Annotated in this window: 13 protein-coding genes; 4 read left to right on the forward strand and 9 right to left on the reverse strand. The window is 68.0% G+C overall.

The genetic code is table 11. The features are described 5' to 3' along the window. Positions 1 to 57 precede the first annotated feature (57 nt). From ACRY_RS17405 to ACRY_RS17440, 8 genes are all read right to left on the reverse strand, one after another. Positions 58 to 654 carry a TadE/TadG family type IV pilus assembly protein gene (locus ACRY_RS17405; RefSeq protein ID WP_012040455.1) on the reverse strand — a complete coding sequence of 199 codons (597 nt, stop codon included), beginning with the start codon at positions 652 to 654 and terminating at the stop codon, positions 58 to 60. Continuing rightward, positions 641 to 1,198, reverse strand: a complete 558-nt coding sequence (locus ACRY_RS17410) for a TadE/TadG family type IV pilus assembly protein (RefSeq protein ID WP_007423486.1) — start codon at positions 1,196 to 1,198, stop codon at positions 641 to 643. The genes ACRY_RS17405 and ACRY_RS17410 overlap by 14 nt, the downstream gene beginning before the upstream one ends. A gap of 12 nt (positions 1,199 to 1,210) precedes the next feature. Beyond that, complete coding sequence (locus ACRY_RS17415) at positions 1,211 to 2,506, reverse strand: pilus assembly protein TadG-related protein (protein ID WP_012040456.1); 1,296 nt, start codon at positions 2,504 to 2,506, stop codon at positions 1,211 to 1,213. A gap of 87 nt (positions 2,507 to 2,593) precedes the next feature. After that, positions 2,594 to 2,908 (reverse strand): L-rhamnose mutarotase, encoded by a 315-nt coding sequence (rhaM, locus tag ACRY_RS17420; RefSeq protein WP_012040457.1) that lies wholly within the window; start codon positions 2,906 to 2,908, stop codon positions 2,594 to 2,596. 19 nt (positions 2,909 to 2,927) lie between these two features. Continuing rightward, on the reverse strand, positions 2,928 to 3,899 hold the full coding sequence (locus tag ACRY_RS17425; protein ID WP_012040458.1) for an ABC transporter permease: 972 nt from the start codon (positions 3,897 to 3,899) through the stop codon (positions 2,928 to 2,930). Next, a complete protein-coding gene (locus ACRY_RS17430; RefSeq protein WP_231295306.1) occupies positions 3,899 to 4,933 on the reverse strand; it encodes an ABC transporter permease in 1,035 nt (344 codons plus the stop codon). Before ACRY_RS17430 ends, ACRY_RS17425 begins: the two co-directional genes overlap by 1 nt. A 43-nt stretch (positions 4,934 to 4,976) precedes the next feature. After that, on the reverse strand, positions 4,977 to 6,506 hold the full coding sequence (locus ACRY_RS17435; RefSeq protein WP_012040460.1) for a sugar ABC transporter ATP-binding protein: 1,530 nt from the start codon (positions 6,504 to 6,506) through the stop codon (positions 4,977 to 4,979). A 7-nt stretch (positions 6,507 to 6,513) separates the two neighbouring features. Continuing rightward, positions 6,514 to 7,524: an autoinducer 2 ABC transporter substrate-binding protein gene (locus ACRY_RS17440; protein WP_007423655.1), complete on the reverse strand. Its 1,011-nt coding sequence runs from the start codon at positions 7,522 to 7,524 to the stop codon at positions 6,514 to 6,516. Positions 7,525 to 7,775: 251 nt separating this feature from the next. Between ACRY_RS17440 and ACRY_RS17445 the strand changes: the two genes are divergently transcribed. Genes ACRY_RS17445 through ACRY_RS17460 form a run of 4 tightly spaced genes read left to right on the forward strand, consistent with a single transcriptional unit; the run spans position 7,776 to position 13,294 of the window. After that, positions 7,776 to 8,558, forward strand: coding sequence for a DeoR/GlpR family DNA-binding transcription regulator (locus ACRY_RS17445; protein WP_012040461.1), 783 nt, complete (start codon positions 7,776 to 7,778; stop codon positions 8,556 to 8,558). A 26-nt stretch (positions 8,559 to 8,584) separates the two neighbouring features. Continuing rightward, positions 8,585 to 9,769, forward strand: coding sequence for an L-rhamnose isomerase (gene rhaI / locus ACRY_RS17450; RefSeq protein ID WP_012040462.1), 1,185 nt, complete (start codon positions 8,585 to 8,587; stop codon positions 9,767 to 9,769). A gap of 11 nt (positions 9,770 to 9,780) precedes the next feature. Continuing rightward, positions 9,781 to 11,883, forward strand: a complete 2,103-nt coding sequence (locus ACRY_RS17455) for a bifunctional rhamnulose-1-phosphate aldolase/short-chain dehydrogenase (RefSeq protein ID WP_012040463.1) — start codon at positions 9,781 to 9,783, stop codon at positions 11,881 to 11,883. Then, positions 11,873 to 13,294: a rhamnulokinase gene (locus tag ACRY_RS17460; RefSeq protein WP_012040464.1), complete on the forward strand. Its 1,422-nt coding sequence runs from the start codon at positions 11,873 to 11,875 to the stop codon at positions 13,292 to 13,294. The genes ACRY_RS17455 and ACRY_RS17460 overlap by 11 nt, the downstream gene beginning before the upstream one ends. Positions 13,295 to 13,309: 15 nt before the next feature. On the opposite strand, the gene ACRY_RS17465 is transcribed toward ACRY_RS17460, so the two are convergent. Continuing rightward, the gene (locus ACRY_RS17465) at positions 13,310 to 15,205 is read right to left on the reverse strand and encodes a methyl-accepting chemotaxis protein (protein ID WP_012040465.1); all 1,896 of its coding nucleotides are present in this window, start codon (positions 15,203 to 15,205) and stop codon (positions 13,310 to 13,312) included. Between the last annotated feature and the right edge of the window lie 93 nt (positions 15,206 to 15,298).

The raw sequence follows: 15,298 nt of genomic DNA on the forward strand, positions 1-15,298 counted from the left end.
GGGAACGGCCTGATGAGTTGCGGGATCTGCCCGCCGAAGGCGATGACCCTGCGTCGTTTACGGCACCAAGCTGATCGTCGAGGAATTGCGGGGCAGCATGTAGACGGAGGACTGGAGATGGAACGGGCCGAGCTTGAGAAAATCGAGCGTCGGCTCGAACGCGTAATCGACCTGTCCGAGGATGACGCTGGTATTCGGCACGTCGAGTGAGGTCGGGACGGTGACGACCTGACCCTGTTGCAGCGCAGTGGCGTTCGAGGCCTCGCTCCAGGCGACCCTGGCATCGCCATCATCGTCGATCGAGATGCAGCTGACGACGATCTGGGCTGGCGATGCGGGGTAGGGGGCGAGGATTTGCGACGCGGCGGAGAAGATGTCCGGAAGCTGCGTGCTCGCGCTGATGCTGGTGTATTGCGAGACGATGTTGGTGATGGTCGAACCCGTTTGCGAGACGAGCTGGTTGACGATCACCGCCTGTTCCAGCTCGGTCGTCGCGAAGAAGAACAGCAGGAGCACGGGCAGAACGAGGGCGAACTCGACCGCCGCCACACCCGCGCGGCGGCGTTGGGACGCGGCGGCGAGACGGCGCAGGATGCGTCGTGCCCATGTGCATGTGCATGGGCATGCGCCGCTCTTGCCGTCAGTAGGGTTCATTTCGGAACACCGCTGTTGCCTGCAGCAGGCGATAGTTGCCGTTCATCGTCGCGAAGCTGAAATTCAGCAGGCTGGCCATGACCGGCAGCTGGTAGAAGACCTGAACCATCACGATGTCGCCGGGGCCGCCAAGGCTGTAACTCAGCGATGACGTATTGAAGTTGCCGCTTGTCAGCGGATTGACCTGCGTGATGGCGTTGAAGGACGGGAAGGTCTGTACGTTGACGTTGAGATTGGCGCAGGTGATCAGGGGCACACCGTCGGTGCAGACGTCCTGAAGGAATTGCTGCGCGGTCATGCCGGATGACTGCGCCTGCCCGGTCATGATCAGGCGTGCCGTGTCGTTTGTCGCGTTCTGCAGCACTTCCTGGGTGAAGAAGATCAGCCCGGCCTCGATGATGGCGAACAGCAAGGCGAAATAGGGGGCCGCGACGAGCGCGAATTCGACGGCGGCGACCGCCCGGCCATCGCCGAGCAGGGTTCTGAGCCGGGCCGGCAGCTTGAATCTTCCGGTCTTCGGGGCGCGTCTCGTCTTTCGGAGCACGATATCGCTCCGCTAACTCGATAGATAGGAGGATTGCACGGCCGTCTGGAACAGCGCGGACATCGCGGCCGAAATGTCGCCGCCGGATTTCACCTCGAAATAGAGGCCGGGCGAGGCGCATTGCTGAAGGGTTGGCGCGATGCTGTTCTGGAACGGCGCGATGTAGGTGTTGTACCAGCTGTTGGTCGGCAGCGGCAGGTACTCGGTGTAGAGGACCGCGATCCTGATCCCCCGGTTCTTGATGGCGGTGCAGAGGTCGGTGTTGAGGAGGGATTGCTGGCGGTTGCCGTTGACGTCCTCGTCCTCGACGCCGTCCGTCACGAAGAAGAGCACTTCCTGCGGCGTGTCGCCGGCGGCACCGGTGCCGTTTCCCGGGTTGGGCATGATCGCGTTGATGCCGTTCAGGGCGGTGTCGTAATTGGTGTCCTCGTCGTCATTGTAGTCGTTCTGGGTCAGCCAGTTGTTGGAGTAGACTTCCAGCAGCTGGATGTTGCCCGCCTCGGTCTGGGCCTGGGAAAGGTCGGAGGTGAGGTTGCCGATCGTGTTCAGCCCGATGTCGAACGTGTAGATCGCCATCCGGTAGGTGGTGCCCTTCTGGGTTTCGGTCGTCTGCGCCGTCGTCATCAGGTCCTGCGTGGCCTGGCGGAGCATGTCGATCCGCAAGGTCACGCCGAGGCTGCGGGCGAGGGCGTAATTGTCCTCGCCGTAGGGATTGCCGAGTTTGTCGGCGGAGGGGTTCTCTTCATGGCAGCCGAAGGCGCAACCGCCCTGCGCCGTCGTGTTGGCGACCATCGTGTTGATGCCGCTCTGGGTGGCGGCGATCGCCATCGAGGGGGAGTCGTCGAGCAGGAGATAGAAGTCGATGTTCGGGGCGATCGTCGTCGTCGCCGTGGCCTGGCCGCCGATCTTGATGGAACCGAACCCCATCACATCCGGCAGCATGGCTTGCGACTGGGCCTGGTATTGCACCGTCGCGGTGCGCTTGTCGCCGCTGGTGGCGATCGACACGGTGACGTCGTTGGCGTTGTAGGTCACGCCGGTCATCGTGAGGGCCTGCGCGTTGAAGACGTTCTGGGCCGTCGTGATGGCGGAGGATTGGCCGGCGGCGACCATCGCGGGGGTGACGGCGGCGAGGGCCGCGGCGTCGGCATAGGATTCCATCTGCGACTTGCGGTCGATCGCGAGGCCGTAATCGATCCCCATGCCGAGGATGAAGATCAGGGTCAGGGATACAAGCGCGGTGATGATCGCGATATTGCCGCGCCGGTCGCCGCATAGTGCTTTGAATTTGATAAATAATACTAACATGGCTTCCGCTGCCGCTGGTCGGCCCCGGCTGGTTCTAAGCCGAATGTCTGAAGAAACGCTTAACGCGCTCCGGGTCGGCCGCCGGCTTCAGGGCAGGTGGAAGACGCGGCGCAGCGGCGATGCGGTGGGAGAGGCGTCCGGGTTGGTCCGCATGATGTCGGCCATCGCCTGCCACCAGCGTCGCATCACCGCCTGTTCGGGCAGCGCGTCCATCGCATGGCCGGGGCGGCGGCGCAGCACGGCGAAGAGCGAGCCGTCCGACAGGTCGAGGAAGATGCTGTAATCGCTGATCCCGGCATCCTTTAGCGCGGCGACGAGTTCGGGCCAGATCTCGTCGTGGCGGCGCTCGTATTCCGCCGCCTGCGCGGGGTCGAGCTGCATGCGGAAGGCGATCTGTTCCATCGGGCGCTGCGTCTCGCGTTCAGGCGCGGGGGCGGCGGGCGCGCCAGGCGACGAACGGGGTTTCGATCAGGATGACCGCGATCAGGATCGTCCCGATCACGCCGGCCTGATAGATCGGGTTGAAGTCGTTGTAGCTCAGGCCGTAATCGACGATGGCGATGACGACGGTCGCCATCGCCGTGCCGATCACCGATCCGGTGCCGCCGAAAATGCCGGTGCCGCCGAGCACGACGATGGCGATGCTGATCAGGTTCGCCTGCGCGCCGGCATCGGGCCGGGCGGTGCCGAGCCGGGCGGCGCTGACGACGCCGGCGATCGCCGCGACCAGCCCGGCGGCGACATAGGCCCAGCCGCGGACCCGCGCGACGCGCACGCCGGCGAGCGTCGCCGCGCGGTCGTTGGTGCCGGTGAGGTAGAGGGCGCGGCCGTAGCGTGTGCCGTGCTGGACGAAGGCGAAGACGGCGAGCAGCGGCAGGTAGAGCGCCAGCAGCTGGAAGGGCAGGCCGGCCAGCGTGCCCTGGCCGATGGCGAGGAAGGCGGGCGGCGATTTCGTCAGGTCGATATTCACCCCGCCGGTGACCACCAGCGCGAGCCCGTCATAGGCGAACAGCGTGGCGAGGGTCGCGATGATCGGCGGGATGCGGAAGCGGCTGACCGCCGCGGCGTTCACCCCGCCGAGCGCCAGGCCGGACGCCAGCGCGCCGCCGACCGCCACCGGCCAGGGCAGGCCGCCATGCAGCAGGCGGCCGAGAATCACCTGGGAGAGCGCCATCGTCGCGCCGACCGACAGATCGATCCCGGTATCGCCGCCGCAGATCACGAAGGTCTGGCCGAGGGCGATCATGCCGATCTCGACGCCGAACACCGCCATGCTCGAGAGATTGGCGCCGGAGAGGATCGCGGGGTGGCCGATGGCGAAGCCGAGAAGGGCGAGCACCGCCATGGCGAGCAGCAGGACGGGGCGGGTTCGTTCGAAGCCGGAAGCGTGCATCAGCGTGTCTCCATCGCTTCGCGTTTCGCGCCGGCGCCGATCGAGGCCAGGATCACCGCGCCGAGGGCGACGCCGCCCCAGAAGGGCTGGATGTGCAGCAGCACGATCGCGTCATCGACGACCTGCACGATGAGCGTGCCGAGCAGCGTGCCGAGCAGCGTGCCGCGGCCGCCGCTCAGCGCCGTGCCGCCGAGCACGACGGCGGCGATCACCTGCAGCACGAAGCCGCTGCCCGTCGATGTCTGCGCCATCGGGCTCTGGCCGAGGGTGAGCAGGGCCGCGAGGCCGGTGAGCAGGCCGAGCATCACATAGGCGGCGAGCTTGATCCGCTCGGGCTTGATTCCGGCGAGGCGTGCGGCCTCCTCGTTGTTGCCGAGCGCGTAGACGTGCCGGCCCCAGCGGAAATACCGCAGGAAGACCATGCCGGCGGCGAGCAGGACGAGGGCGATGACGGCGACCACCGGCAGGAAGGCCAGGTGGTCGACCACGAAGATCATCGTCAGCGCCGGCGGGATCTGGGTGATCCAGTTGCCGCCGAGCACGATGAAGACGAACATGCGGTAGATGCTCAGCGTGCCCAGCGTCGCGATCACCGGCGGGATGCGCCCGTTGATGATCAGCAGCGCGTTGATCAGGCCGAAGGCGGCGCCGGAGAGGAGAAAGACCGGGATCGTCGCGGCGATGCTCCAGCCGGCGGCGAAGCAGGTGCCGCCGATCGCGGTGCAGAGGCCGAGCATCGAGCCGGTCGAGACGTCGATCCCGCCGGTGAGGATCACCACGGTCATGCCGATCGCCGGGATCAGCGTGATCGCGCTGCCGACCAGGAGATTGTCGAGATTGACCCGGCTCCAGAAGGCGCCGTGCGAGCCGAATCCGGCCGCGAGCACGAGGATCGCGAGCGTGACCAGCAGCAGCCCCTCGCGGCCGCGCGGCAGGTAGTCGCGCGGCGGCCGCGGGGCGGGGCGGCCGGTGGTGGGGGCGGGGCCGAACGCCCCGATCGTCCGCGGCGTTCCCGCCGGGTTGTCGACTGACATGCGTTTTGCGTCCGTTTCCTGCATCTTGCGCCGGGCCGCCGGGTCAGGCCGCGCGCGCGGCGGCGCCGACGGCGGCGGCGAGGATCGTCTCGGCCTGCATCGCCTCGCCTTCGGCGACCTGCACGACCGTGCCCCGCCGCATCACGATCACCCGGTCGCTGACCGCCAGAACCTCCGGCAGGTCCGACGAGATCACGACGACGGCGAGGCCGCCGGCGGCGAGGCTGCGGATGAAGTCGTGAATCTCGGCCTTGGTGCCGATGTCGATGCCGCGGGTCGGCTCGTCGAGGATGAGCACCTTCAGGGACTGCCCTGCCCAGCGGGCGAACAGCGCCTTCTGCTGGTTGCCGCCCGAGAGCGTGCCGATCGCCACCGTCTCGTCCCGCGCCTTGATCCGGTAATGGGCGATCAGCCGCGCCGCCTCGCCGCGCAGGGCGGCGAAATCGAGCCTCATCGCGGCGCGGAGGAAACGGTCGAGCGTGCTGACGGTCAGGTTTGCCTCGAGGGGCTTGGTGGCGAAGATGCCCTGCAGCTTGCGATCCTCCGGCAGGTAGCCGATGCCGAGGGCGATGGCCTCTGCCGGATCGCGCGGGCTGATCGGCCGGCCGTGCAGCAGGACGCGGCCGCTGTCGGCGGGGAGCGCGCCGAACGCGGCGAGGGCCACTTCGCTGCGGCCGGAGCCGACCAGCCCGTAGACGCCGGTGACCGTGCCCGGCGGGATCGACCAGTCCACGCCGTCATAAAGTCCCGCCCTGGTCAGTTTCTCGATCCTGAGGGCGGGATCGGCATCGTTGGCGATCCGCCGGTCCTCGCGCGGCTTGCCGTAATCGCGATGCGCCTTGCCGGCCATCAGGTCGAGCAGGCGCTCCTCGTCGAGATCGTCCGCCGCCGCGCTGCCGGTGACGCGGCCATCGGTGAGCACCGTCACGCGGTCGGAGATCCGGCGGATCTCGTCGAGGCGATGGGTGATGTAGACGATCGAGCGGCCGTCGGCGCGCAGCCGGCCGATGATGGTGAACAGCCGGTCGGTCTCCGCCTGGGACAGGATCGAGGTCGGTTCGTCGAAGATGATCACCTGCGCGTCCTGCACCAGCGCCTTGGCGATCAGCACGAGCTGCTGATAGCCGAGGCTGAGTTCGCCCATCCGGCGGTGCAGCAGGGCGGGGTCGAGTTCCAGCCGGTCGAACCAGGGGAGCGCGGCCTCGGCCATCTCCTGCCGGCGCACGATGCCGGCGGCGGAGGCGATCTCGTTGCCGGTGAAGATGTTTTCCAGCACCGTCAGGTGCGGATAGATCATCGGCTCCTGGTAGACCGCGGCGATCCCGGCCGCCTGCGCGTCGCGCGGGTGGGCGAAGCGGCGGGGCGCGCCGTCGATCCGGATCTCGCCCTCGTCGGGCATGATCGCGCCGGTGAGAACGCGGATCAGGGTGGACTTGCCGGCGCCGTTCTCGCCGAGCAGGGCATGCACCTCGCCCCGCCCGATCGAGAGATCGACGCCGCCCAGCGCCGTCACACCGCCGAAGCGCTTGCGGATTCCCGAGACCTCGACCCGGGGTGAGGACGGCGTGGGCATCCCGGCCTCAGAAATTCATGCTCACATTGGCCTTGGTGATGACCATCGGATTGCCGAGCAGCAGCGTGTGGGTCTTCGGGAAATACTTCACCTTCTGCTTCAGGCCGGGCACCGTGTTTTCCGCCTTGAACGGCTTGTGCTCCAGCTCCTGGATCACGCCCCAGCCGGTGAGGTAGCCGAGCGAGATCGGGTTCCACAGCACCACGCTCTTCACCGTGCCGTCGAGGATGAAGGGGCGGATGCTGTTCGGGTCGGTGATGCCGGTCACGGCGACCTTGCCGCTGAGGCCGGCGCGCAGCACCGCCTGGGCGGCGCCGGGCACCGCGGTCGAATTGATGCCGACCACGCCCTTCAGGTGCGGATAGGCCGACAGCAACTGGCCGGTGACCTGCGTCGCCTTGTTGATGTCCTCGCCGGCGTACTGGACCGAGACGAGCTTGATCTGCGGGTATTTCGCGGCGAGGCGCTGCTTCATCAGCGCGATCCATGCGTTCAGGTTGGTCGCGGTCGGCCCGCCGGAGACGAAGGCGACATCGCCCTTGCCGCCGATCGTCTTGGCGAGCTGGTCGACCACCGTGTCGGCCAGCGCCTTGTTGCTGGTCTGCTGCACGCGTAGGGCGACATCCGGCCCCTCGACCTGGGAGTCGCTCGAATAGAACAGGATTCCCTTTGCCTTCGCCTGCTTCGCGAGCGCCTCGAGCGCGGTCGGGCTGTTGGCGGAAACGCCGACCGCGGTGACGTGCTTGTTGATCAGGCTCTGCACGATTTCCGACTGGCCGGAGACCGAGGCCGTGGTCGGCCCCTGGTAGATGATGTGCGCGCCGAACTTCTTCCCGGCCTGATCCAGCCCCTGCTTCATCGCCGTGAAATAGGTGATGCCGATCAGCTTGGGCACGAAGGCGATGGTCGGCTCGGCGGCGCGGGCCGGCGTCGCGCCGGCGGCGAGGATCATCGCGCCGGCGAGGCCGAGGCCGAGCCGGAAGGCGGTCTGGTGGCGGAGTCGGGCCGCGAGGGTCATTGGCGTTTCCTTTCTGTTTCTTGGACCACGACGTTCCCGGCCGGCGCCGGATTGACGGCCCGACCAGATGTCACATGTAGCAAACATCGGCGCACATAAATCTGTCAAGTCATTTCTGAGTTTCGTGCCGATTTGGTGCGGTGCAATATTCGAGATCGAAAAATTCATGCTCAAGCCTTGATATTCTTGAACGGCGATGATCTTATAGCGCACATGATGATGTTAGATTGTCAGGGATTTCAAACAGCAGGATGAGCGAAACGCAACGCCAGGACATTCCGGCCTCGGAGCGCCAGCAGGACATCCTGCGCCGTTCGCTCGGCGGCGGCGTGGTGCGTGTGCGCGATCTCGCAGCGGAGTTCGGGGTTCACGAAATGACGATCCGGCGCGATTTCGACGCGCTGGTCGACCAGGGGCTGATGGAGCGCGTGCGCGGCGGCGCGCGGCTGCGCGAGCGGATGGGCGAGGAGATCAGCCACCAGCTGCGGGCCGCCCGCAACACCGAGGCGAAGACGGCGATCGCCCGCGCGGCGCTGTCGCTCATCGCGCCGGGCGACACCGTCGCCTTCGATGCCTCGACCACCGCGCTCGCCCTCGTGCGCATGGTGCATGACCGGAACGTGTCGGCGATCGTCTCCGGGCTCGACGCCGCCAATGCGCTGGCCGCGAGTGCTGTGCCCTTCGTGATGGTGGGCGGCGCGTTCCATGGGCCCGCCCGCTCGTTCACCGGGGTATTGTTCGAGGAATCGATGTCGCGCCTGCATCCGGACAAGGTGTTCTTTTCGGCGCGCGGCTTTCATGCCGCGCTGGGGCTGACGGACTCGCATCTGCCGGAAGTGGGGGCGAAGCGCGCCATGCTGCGTTCCGGCGCGATGACCGTGGCGCTGATGGATTCATCGAAATTCGGCCGCCGCGCGCTCGCGACCATCGCGGCGATGGACGAGATCGACGTGCTGGTGACCGACCGGCCGCCGGCGGATGCGGACATGGCGGCGCTCGAGGCAGCCGACATCAGGGTGATCGTCGCGCCGTGAACGCGCCGGCGGCGCAGGGAGGACACATGGACCAGGAAGCAGTGATGGCGCGGCTCGATGCGCAGGCGATCGAGACGCCGAGCTGGGCGTTCGGCAATACCGGCTCGCGGTTCAAGACGTTCCCGCTGCCGGGCGCGGCCCGCAGCGTGTGGGAAAAGATCGAGGATGCCGCCGAGGTGCACCGGCAGACCGGCATCGCGCCGCGCGTCGCCCTGCACATTCCCTGGGACCGCGTGGACGATCCGGCGGCGCTCGGCCGCTTCGCGGCATCGCGCGGGATCGGCATCGGCGCGATCAATCCGAACCTGTTCCAGGACGACGACTACCGCCTCGGCTCGCTCACCCACCCGCAGGCGGCGGTGCGGGCGAAGGCGGCGGCGCATCTCGAGGAATGCATCGCGATCATGAAGGCGACGGGTTCGACCGATCTCAGCCTGTGGTTCGCGGATGGCACCAACTATGCCGGGCAGGACGATTTCCGCGCCCGCCGGCGGCGGCTGCGCGGCGGGCTCGAAGCCTGCGCGGCACTCTTGCCCGAGGGCGCGCGCATGCTGATCGAATACAAGTTCTTCGAGCCCGCCTTCTACTACACCGATCTGGCCGACTGGGGCGCGGCGCTCGCCCATGCCAGGGCGATCGGGCCGCAGGCGGCGGTGCTGGTCGATCTCGGCCATCACGCGCAGGGCGTGAACATCGAATCGATCGTCGCCGTGCTGCTCGACGAGGGCAAGCTCGGCGGTTTCCACTTCAACGCCCGCCGCTATGCCGATGACGACCTGATCGTCGGCTCGGTCAATCCGCTCGAACTGTTCCTGATCTATGCCGAACTCGTCGCCGCCGAGGCGGATGCGGACACGGACACCGCCGCCTGCGCCCGGGCGGTTTCATACATGATCGATCAGAGCTTCAACATCGAGGAAAAGATCGAGGGCATGATCCTGAGCGTGCTGAACTGCCAGGAGGCCTATGCGAAGGCGCTGCTGATCGATCGCGCAGCACTGGCCGCTGCCCAGGAAGCGGGGGACGTGCTGGGCGCGCATCGCATCGTCATGGAGGCGTTCCGCACCGATGTGCGCCCGCTGCTCGCCGGCTGGCGGCGCCGGCGCAACCTCCCGGAGGATCCGGTGATGGCGCATCGCGACGGGTCGTATCTGCGCGAGATCCGCCGCGACCGCGGCACCGCCGCCGCCGCCAGCGGCTATGGGGACTGAGGAGAGAGCCGATGAAGGACGTTCTGGGCCGCGTGCCCGATAAACGATGCGCAGGCTGGGCCGCCTCGTCGCCGCCCGCCGGCGAGGGGCTCGCCGCGCTGGCGCACCGCTCCCGCCTGCTCGGCGCCGACCGCCGCATCGTCAACATCTTCGGCGGCAATACCTCGGTGAAATCGGTCGAGACCGATCACCTCGGCCGGAAGACAAGGGTGCTCTGGGTGAAGGGATCGGGCAGCGATCTCGGCAGCATAAACGAGACCGATTTCGCCGCGCTGAAGCTCGACGAGATCGACCCGCTGTTCGCGCGCGAAGAGATGTCGGATGAGGAGATGACCGCCTATCTCGAACGCACCGTGTTCGAGCCCGGACGGCCGCGGCAGAGCATCGAGACGCTGCTGCACGCCTTCGTGCCGGCGCCGCATGTCGATCACACCCATCCCGACGCGATCATCTCGATCGCCTGTTCGCCGCGCGGCGAGGAACTGATGCGCGAGATCTTCGGCGCGCGCGCGGCCTGGGTGCCGTATGTGCGGCCGGGCTTCTCGCTCTCGCGCATGATCGGCGCGGCGGTGCGCGACAATCCGGGGCTCGACTGCGTGGTGATGGGCAAGCACGGGCTGGTCACCTGGGGCGAGACCTCGGCGGAATGCTACGCGAAGACGATCGCGGTGATCGAGGAGGCGGAGGCCTGGCTTGCCGCCCGTGCCACGGATGCGCCGTTCGGGGCGGCGCGGGTTGAGGCCGCGGCGGCGGCGCGCCGGCAAGACCTGTTCGCCGCCCTGCTGCCCGCGTTGCGCGGCGCGATGGCCGGCGTGCTGAGCGACGGGCGGAAGGTGGTGCTGCGCGTCGACGATGATGACGAGGTGCTGGAGTTCGTCGGCGCCGCCGCATGCCGCGACCTTGCGATGCGCGGCGCCGCTTGCCCCGATCATCTGGTCCACACCAAGCGGGTGCCGCTGGTGCTGGACTGGACGCCGGAGCGGGACGCGGCGTCGCTGCTGGCCGCGGCGAAGGCCGGAATCGCCGAATTCGTCGACGCCTACAAGGCGTATTTCGCGGCGCACGCGGCGGTGGGCGACCGCATGGCGGCGCCGTATCCGCGCATCGTGCTGGTTCCGGGCCTCGGCATGGTGACCTCGGGCGCCGATATCGGCGCTGCCGAGGTCTCGCGCCAGCTCTATCGCCGGGCGATCGCGGTGATGCGGCATGCCGGCAGCGTCGGCGGTTTCGAGACGCTGAGCGATGCGGAAAGCTACGCCATCGAATACTGGCCGCTCGAGCTCTACAAACTTTCGCGCAAGCCGCCGCCGAAGCCGCTGGACGGGCATGTCGCCTTGGTGACCGGTGCTGCGAGCGGCATCGGCCGTGCGGTGGCGGCGCGGCTCGCGCGCGACGGCGCGCATGTCGTCATCGCCGACCGCAATGGCGAGGGGGCCGCGCAGGTCGCCGGCGCCATCGTGGCGGCGCGCGGCGCGGGGCGGGCGATGGCGGCGAGCGTGGACGTGACCGACGAGGCCGCCGTCGGCACGGCGTTCGAGGAGACGGTGCTGGCCTATGGCGGCGTCGATATCGTGGTGAACAACGCGGGGATCAGCCGCAGCGCGCCGATCGAGGAGACCAGCCTCGCGGACTGGCAGGTGCAGTTCGACATTCTCGCGACCGGTTACTTCCTCGTCGCCCGCGCCGCCTTCCGCATCCTGCGCGCGCAGGCGGGCGGCGGGTCGCTGGTGTTCGTCGCCAGCAAGAACGCGGTCGCGGCCGGGCGCAATGCCGGTGCCTATTCGGCGGCTAAGGCGGCGGAACTGCACCTGGCCCGCTGCCTCGCCGAGGAGGGCGGCGGCGCCGGGATCCGGGTGAACACGGTGTTGCCGGACGCGGTGCTGGCCGGATCCTCGATCTGGAATTCCGCCTGGCGGGCGGATCGCGCCGCGACCTATGGCATCAGCGATGACGAGCTGGAAGCGCATTACCGCGCGCGCACCACGCTGAAGGTGAACATTCTGCCGGAGGATGTGGCCGAGGCCGTGTTCTTCTTCGCCTCCGGCCTTTCGGCGAAGACGACCGGCGGCGTGCTGACCGTCGATGGCGGCGTGCCGGCGGCCTATGTCCGCTGAGGCGCCGCGCCACGTCGCGATCGATCTCGGCGCTTCCGGCGGGCGCGTCGCCTGCGGCGCGGTCACGGAGGGCGTCCTGGATTTCGAGATCGTCCACCGGTTTCCGAACCGGCCGGTGCGCCTCGGCCGGCATCTCTACTGGGATGTGCTGCGGCTGTGGCAGGAAATCCGGGACGGACTGCGCAAGGTCGCGCGCGGGGGGGCGGTCGCCAGTCTCGGCGTGACGACCTGGGGCGTCGATTACGCGCTGCTGGATGCCGACCGGGTGCCGCTCGGCATGGTGCATTGCTACCGCGACGAGCGGACCGCGGGGGCCTATGACCTAATCGCGCCGCGGCTGCCGCGCGAGGCGATCTATGCCGCCACGGGCATCCAGTTCCTGCCGATCAACACCTTGCCGCAGCTTGTCGCGGCGCGGCGGGATGCGCCCCGCCTGTTCGACCATGCGGCACATCTGCTGATGTTGCCCGACCTGCTGAACTTCTGGCTCACCGGCCGGATCGTCGCCGAGCATACCAATGCTAGCACGACCCAGCTCTACGATCCGGTGCGTCGTGGCTGGGCGACGGCGCTGATCGCCGCGGCGGGGTTCGATCCCGCGATGTTTCCGGAACTGGTGGAGCCCGGAACGGTCCTGGGTCCGTTGCTGCCGGAGATCGCGGCGGATACCGGGCTGCAGGGCGCCGTGGTGGTGGCCCCGGCGACGCATGATACCGCGAGCGCCGTCGCCGCGATTCCGGCGGCGGACGATCTGCCCTGGAGCTACGTCTCGAGCGGGACCTGGTGCCTGACCGGCATCGAGGTGACGGCGCCGGTGCTGACCGCGGCGGCGCGGGAGGCGAACGTGACCAACGAGCAGGGCGTGCGGGGCACGACGCGGCTGCTGCGCAACACGAGCGGATTGTTCCTGTTGCAGGAATCGATGCGCGGCTGGGGCGATCCGCCGATCGAGGCGCTACTGGCGGCGGCGGAAAAGGTCGCGACCGACACCGTGATCGACGCCGAGGACCCGCTGTTCCTGCAGCCGGGGATGGACATGCCGGCGCGCATCGCGCGCTGGTGCGCGGCGCACGGACGACGCGCGCCCGAGAGCGAGGCGGCGACGACGCGGGTGATCCTGAACAGCCTGGGCGAGGCGATCGCCCGCACCCTGCGCATGGTCGACCGGGTGGCGGACCGGCGGAGCCGGACCGTGCATGTCGTCGGCGGTGGCTCGCGCATGGCGCTGCTCAATCAGGCGATCGCCGATGCGGTGGGGCTCGAGGTCGTGGCCGGGCCGGTGGAGGCGACGACCTCTGGCAATCTGCTGCTGCAGGCCGAGGCTCTCGGCGTCATCCACGCGGGGGACGCGCGCGCGGTGATGCGCCGGTCGGCCGCGTTGGCGCGATATGCGCCGCGCGCCGAGGCGTGATGGCGCGGCCTCGCCTCAGAACTCCTCCCAGCCTTCATCGGCCATGGTCGGTTCCGGCATGCGCCGGGCGGGCGGTGCCGCGGCCGGCCGTTCGGCCGGAGCCGGAGAGCGCACCGGTGCCGGAGCAGACTCCTCGATATCGAAGCGGTGGATCAGGGCTGCGAGCTGCTTGACCTCACGCGCCAGGTTGTGGCTTGCCGCGGTCGACTCCTCGACCATCGCGGCATTCTGCTGGGTCGCCTGGTCCATCTGGCTCACGGCATCGTTGACCTGGAGCAGGCGGGCGGAATTGCCCTGCGCGCCGCTGGCGATGTCGCTGACGACCTGGTTGATCTCGGCGATCTGGGCCACGATGCGTTCCAGCGCCTTGCCGGTCTGCCCGACCTGATCGACGCCGGCGGCGACCTGCTGGTTCGATTTCGAGATCAACGCCTTGATTTCCTTCGCCGCATCGGCCGATCGCTGGGCCAGCGCCCGCACCTCGGAGGCGACGACCGCGAAGCCGCGCCCGGCATCGCCCGCGCGGGCCGCCTCGACGCCGGCGTTCAGCGCAAGGAGATTGGTCTGGAAGGCGATTTCGTCGATCACGCCGATGATGTTGCCGATCTGCTCGGCGGAGGTCTCGATTTCGCCCATGGCGGCCACGGCGCGGGCGACAACGGCGCCTCCGCGCCCGGCATCCGCCATGGCGGCACTGACGGCCTCGCGCGCATGGGCGGCATGGGTTGCGGTGCCGCTGACGGTTTCGGTGATTTCGCTGAGAGTGGCGGCGGTTTCCTCGATCGTTGCGGCCTGGTGTTCGGTGCGCCGCGCCAGATCGTCGGCGGCGGCGGCGATTTCGCCGGTGCCGGAGCGGATTGCCGAGGTGTTCGCGGCGATCACCCGCATCGTGTCCTGAAGCCTCTCCATCGCCGCGTTGAAATCGGTGCGCAGGCGTTCGTATTCGGCGGCGAAGGACGTGTTGAGGCGATAGGTAATTCGCCCGGCAGCGAGATTCTCAAGGCCGGTCGCGATGGATTCGACGACGAATGCGAGTTGCTGCGCCGCTTGTTCGCGCTCGGCCGCGCTTCGTGCGGCCTCGGCCTCGCGCGCCGCGCGTGAAGCGGCCGCCTCGGCTTCGAGCCTGGCTTTCTCGATGCCGGCCGCCTTGAAGACCTCGACGGCCCGGGCCATGCCGCCGATTTCATCGGCGCGCGCGACATAGGGCACCTCCGCCTTCAGGTCGCCCTTCGAGAGCCGCGCCATCGCACCGGTCATGGCCTTCAGGATTCCGGCGATGTTGCGCTGGATGAAATACATCGCGACCAGGAAGAGCAGGAAGACCGGTATGAAGATGCCGACGAAACGGGCAACGTTGCTCCAGAACGAGGTGCGCAGGTCGCTGACATACATGCCGGTGCCGATCACCCAGTTCCACCCGGGCACCTTGGCCATGTAGGAAATCTTGGCCTCGGGCGTCTTCGAGCCGGCCTTCGGAATGTAGTATTCGTGGAAGATCGGGTGGCCCGCCAGTGCCGCCTTCAGCATCGGCCGGATGATGTAGGTGCCGTAGGCATCCTTGGTATTGCTGCGGTTCGTGCCGATCAGGGCCTTGTTGGCGTGCTGGATGATCGTGCCGTCCTTGTCGTCCACAAAATAGTAGTTGCCGTGATCGAACCTGGCGGCGCCGAGAATCTCGAGAGCCAGGCCCTGCGCCTGGTCTTCGGTCAGGGCGCCGTATTTGGCGAGGCGGACGAAGGAGCCGGTGAGGGCGACGGCATTGTTCACCAGCGTGCGGACTTCCGCCTTCTTCGCGTTCAGTTCGAGGTGATAGGCGCCGAGCAGGCTGATCACCAGGGCGGCAATCGTCATGGTGATACCGAAAAGGCCGATCGCCGCGAATTGATGACGAATCGAAAGCTTGTGAAGCACGCCATACTCCCGATGTCTGTGCACTGCGCACAGGGAAACAGAAAATCCTTAACGAAAGATTGGGAATGGCGGACGCGTCTTGACGTCGGTCAA

The organism is Acidiphilium cryptum JF-5, assembly GCF_000016725.1.
GTDB classification, from domain to species: Bacteria; Pseudomonadota; Alphaproteobacteria; order Acetobacterales; family Acetobacteraceae; genus Acidiphilium; species Acidiphilium multivorum.

Coding starts and splice junctions, on each gene's coding strand:
- ACRY_RS17405 (WP_012040455.1), bottom strand. CDS start 654: ATGAACCCTACTGACGGCAAGAGCGGCGCATGCCCATGCACATGCACA.
- ACRY_RS17415 (WP_012040456.1), bottom strand. CDS start 2,506: ATGTTAGTATTATTTATCAAATTCAAAGCACTATGCGGCGACCGGCGC.
- rhaM (WP_012040457.1), bottom strand. CDS start 2,908: ATGGAACAGATCGCCTTCCGCATGCAGCTCGACCCCGCGCAGGCGGCG.
- ACRY_RS17425 (WP_012040458.1), bottom strand. CDS start 3,899: ATGCACGCTTCCGGCTTCGAACGAACCCGCCCCGTCCTGCTGCTCGCC.
- ACRY_RS17430 (WP_231295306.1), bottom strand. CDS start 4,933: ATGTCAGTCGACAACCCGGCGGGAACGCCGCGGACGATCGGGGCGTTC.
- ACRY_RS17435 (WP_012040460.1), bottom strand. CDS start 6,506: ATGCCCACGCCGTCCTCACCCCGGGTCGAGGTCTCGGGAATCCGCAAG.
- ACRY_RS17440 (WP_007423655.1), bottom strand. CDS start 7,524: ATGACCCTCGCGGCCCGACTCCGCCACCAGACCGCCTTCCGGCTCGGC.
- ACRY_RS17445 (WP_012040461.1), top strand. CDS start 7,776: ATGAGCGAAACGCAACGCCAGGACATTCCGGCCTCGGAGCGCCAGCAG.
- rhaI (WP_012040462.1), top strand. CDS start 8,585: ATGGACCAGGAAGCAGTGATGGCGCGGCTCGATGCGCAGGCGATCGAG.
- ACRY_RS17455 (WP_012040463.1), top strand. CDS start 9,781: ATGAAGGACGTTCTGGGCCGCGTGCCCGATAAACGATGCGCAGGCTGG.
- ACRY_RS17460 (WP_012040464.1), top strand. CDS start 11,873: ATGTCCGCTGAGGCGCCGCGCCACGTCGCGATCGATCTCGGCGCTTCC.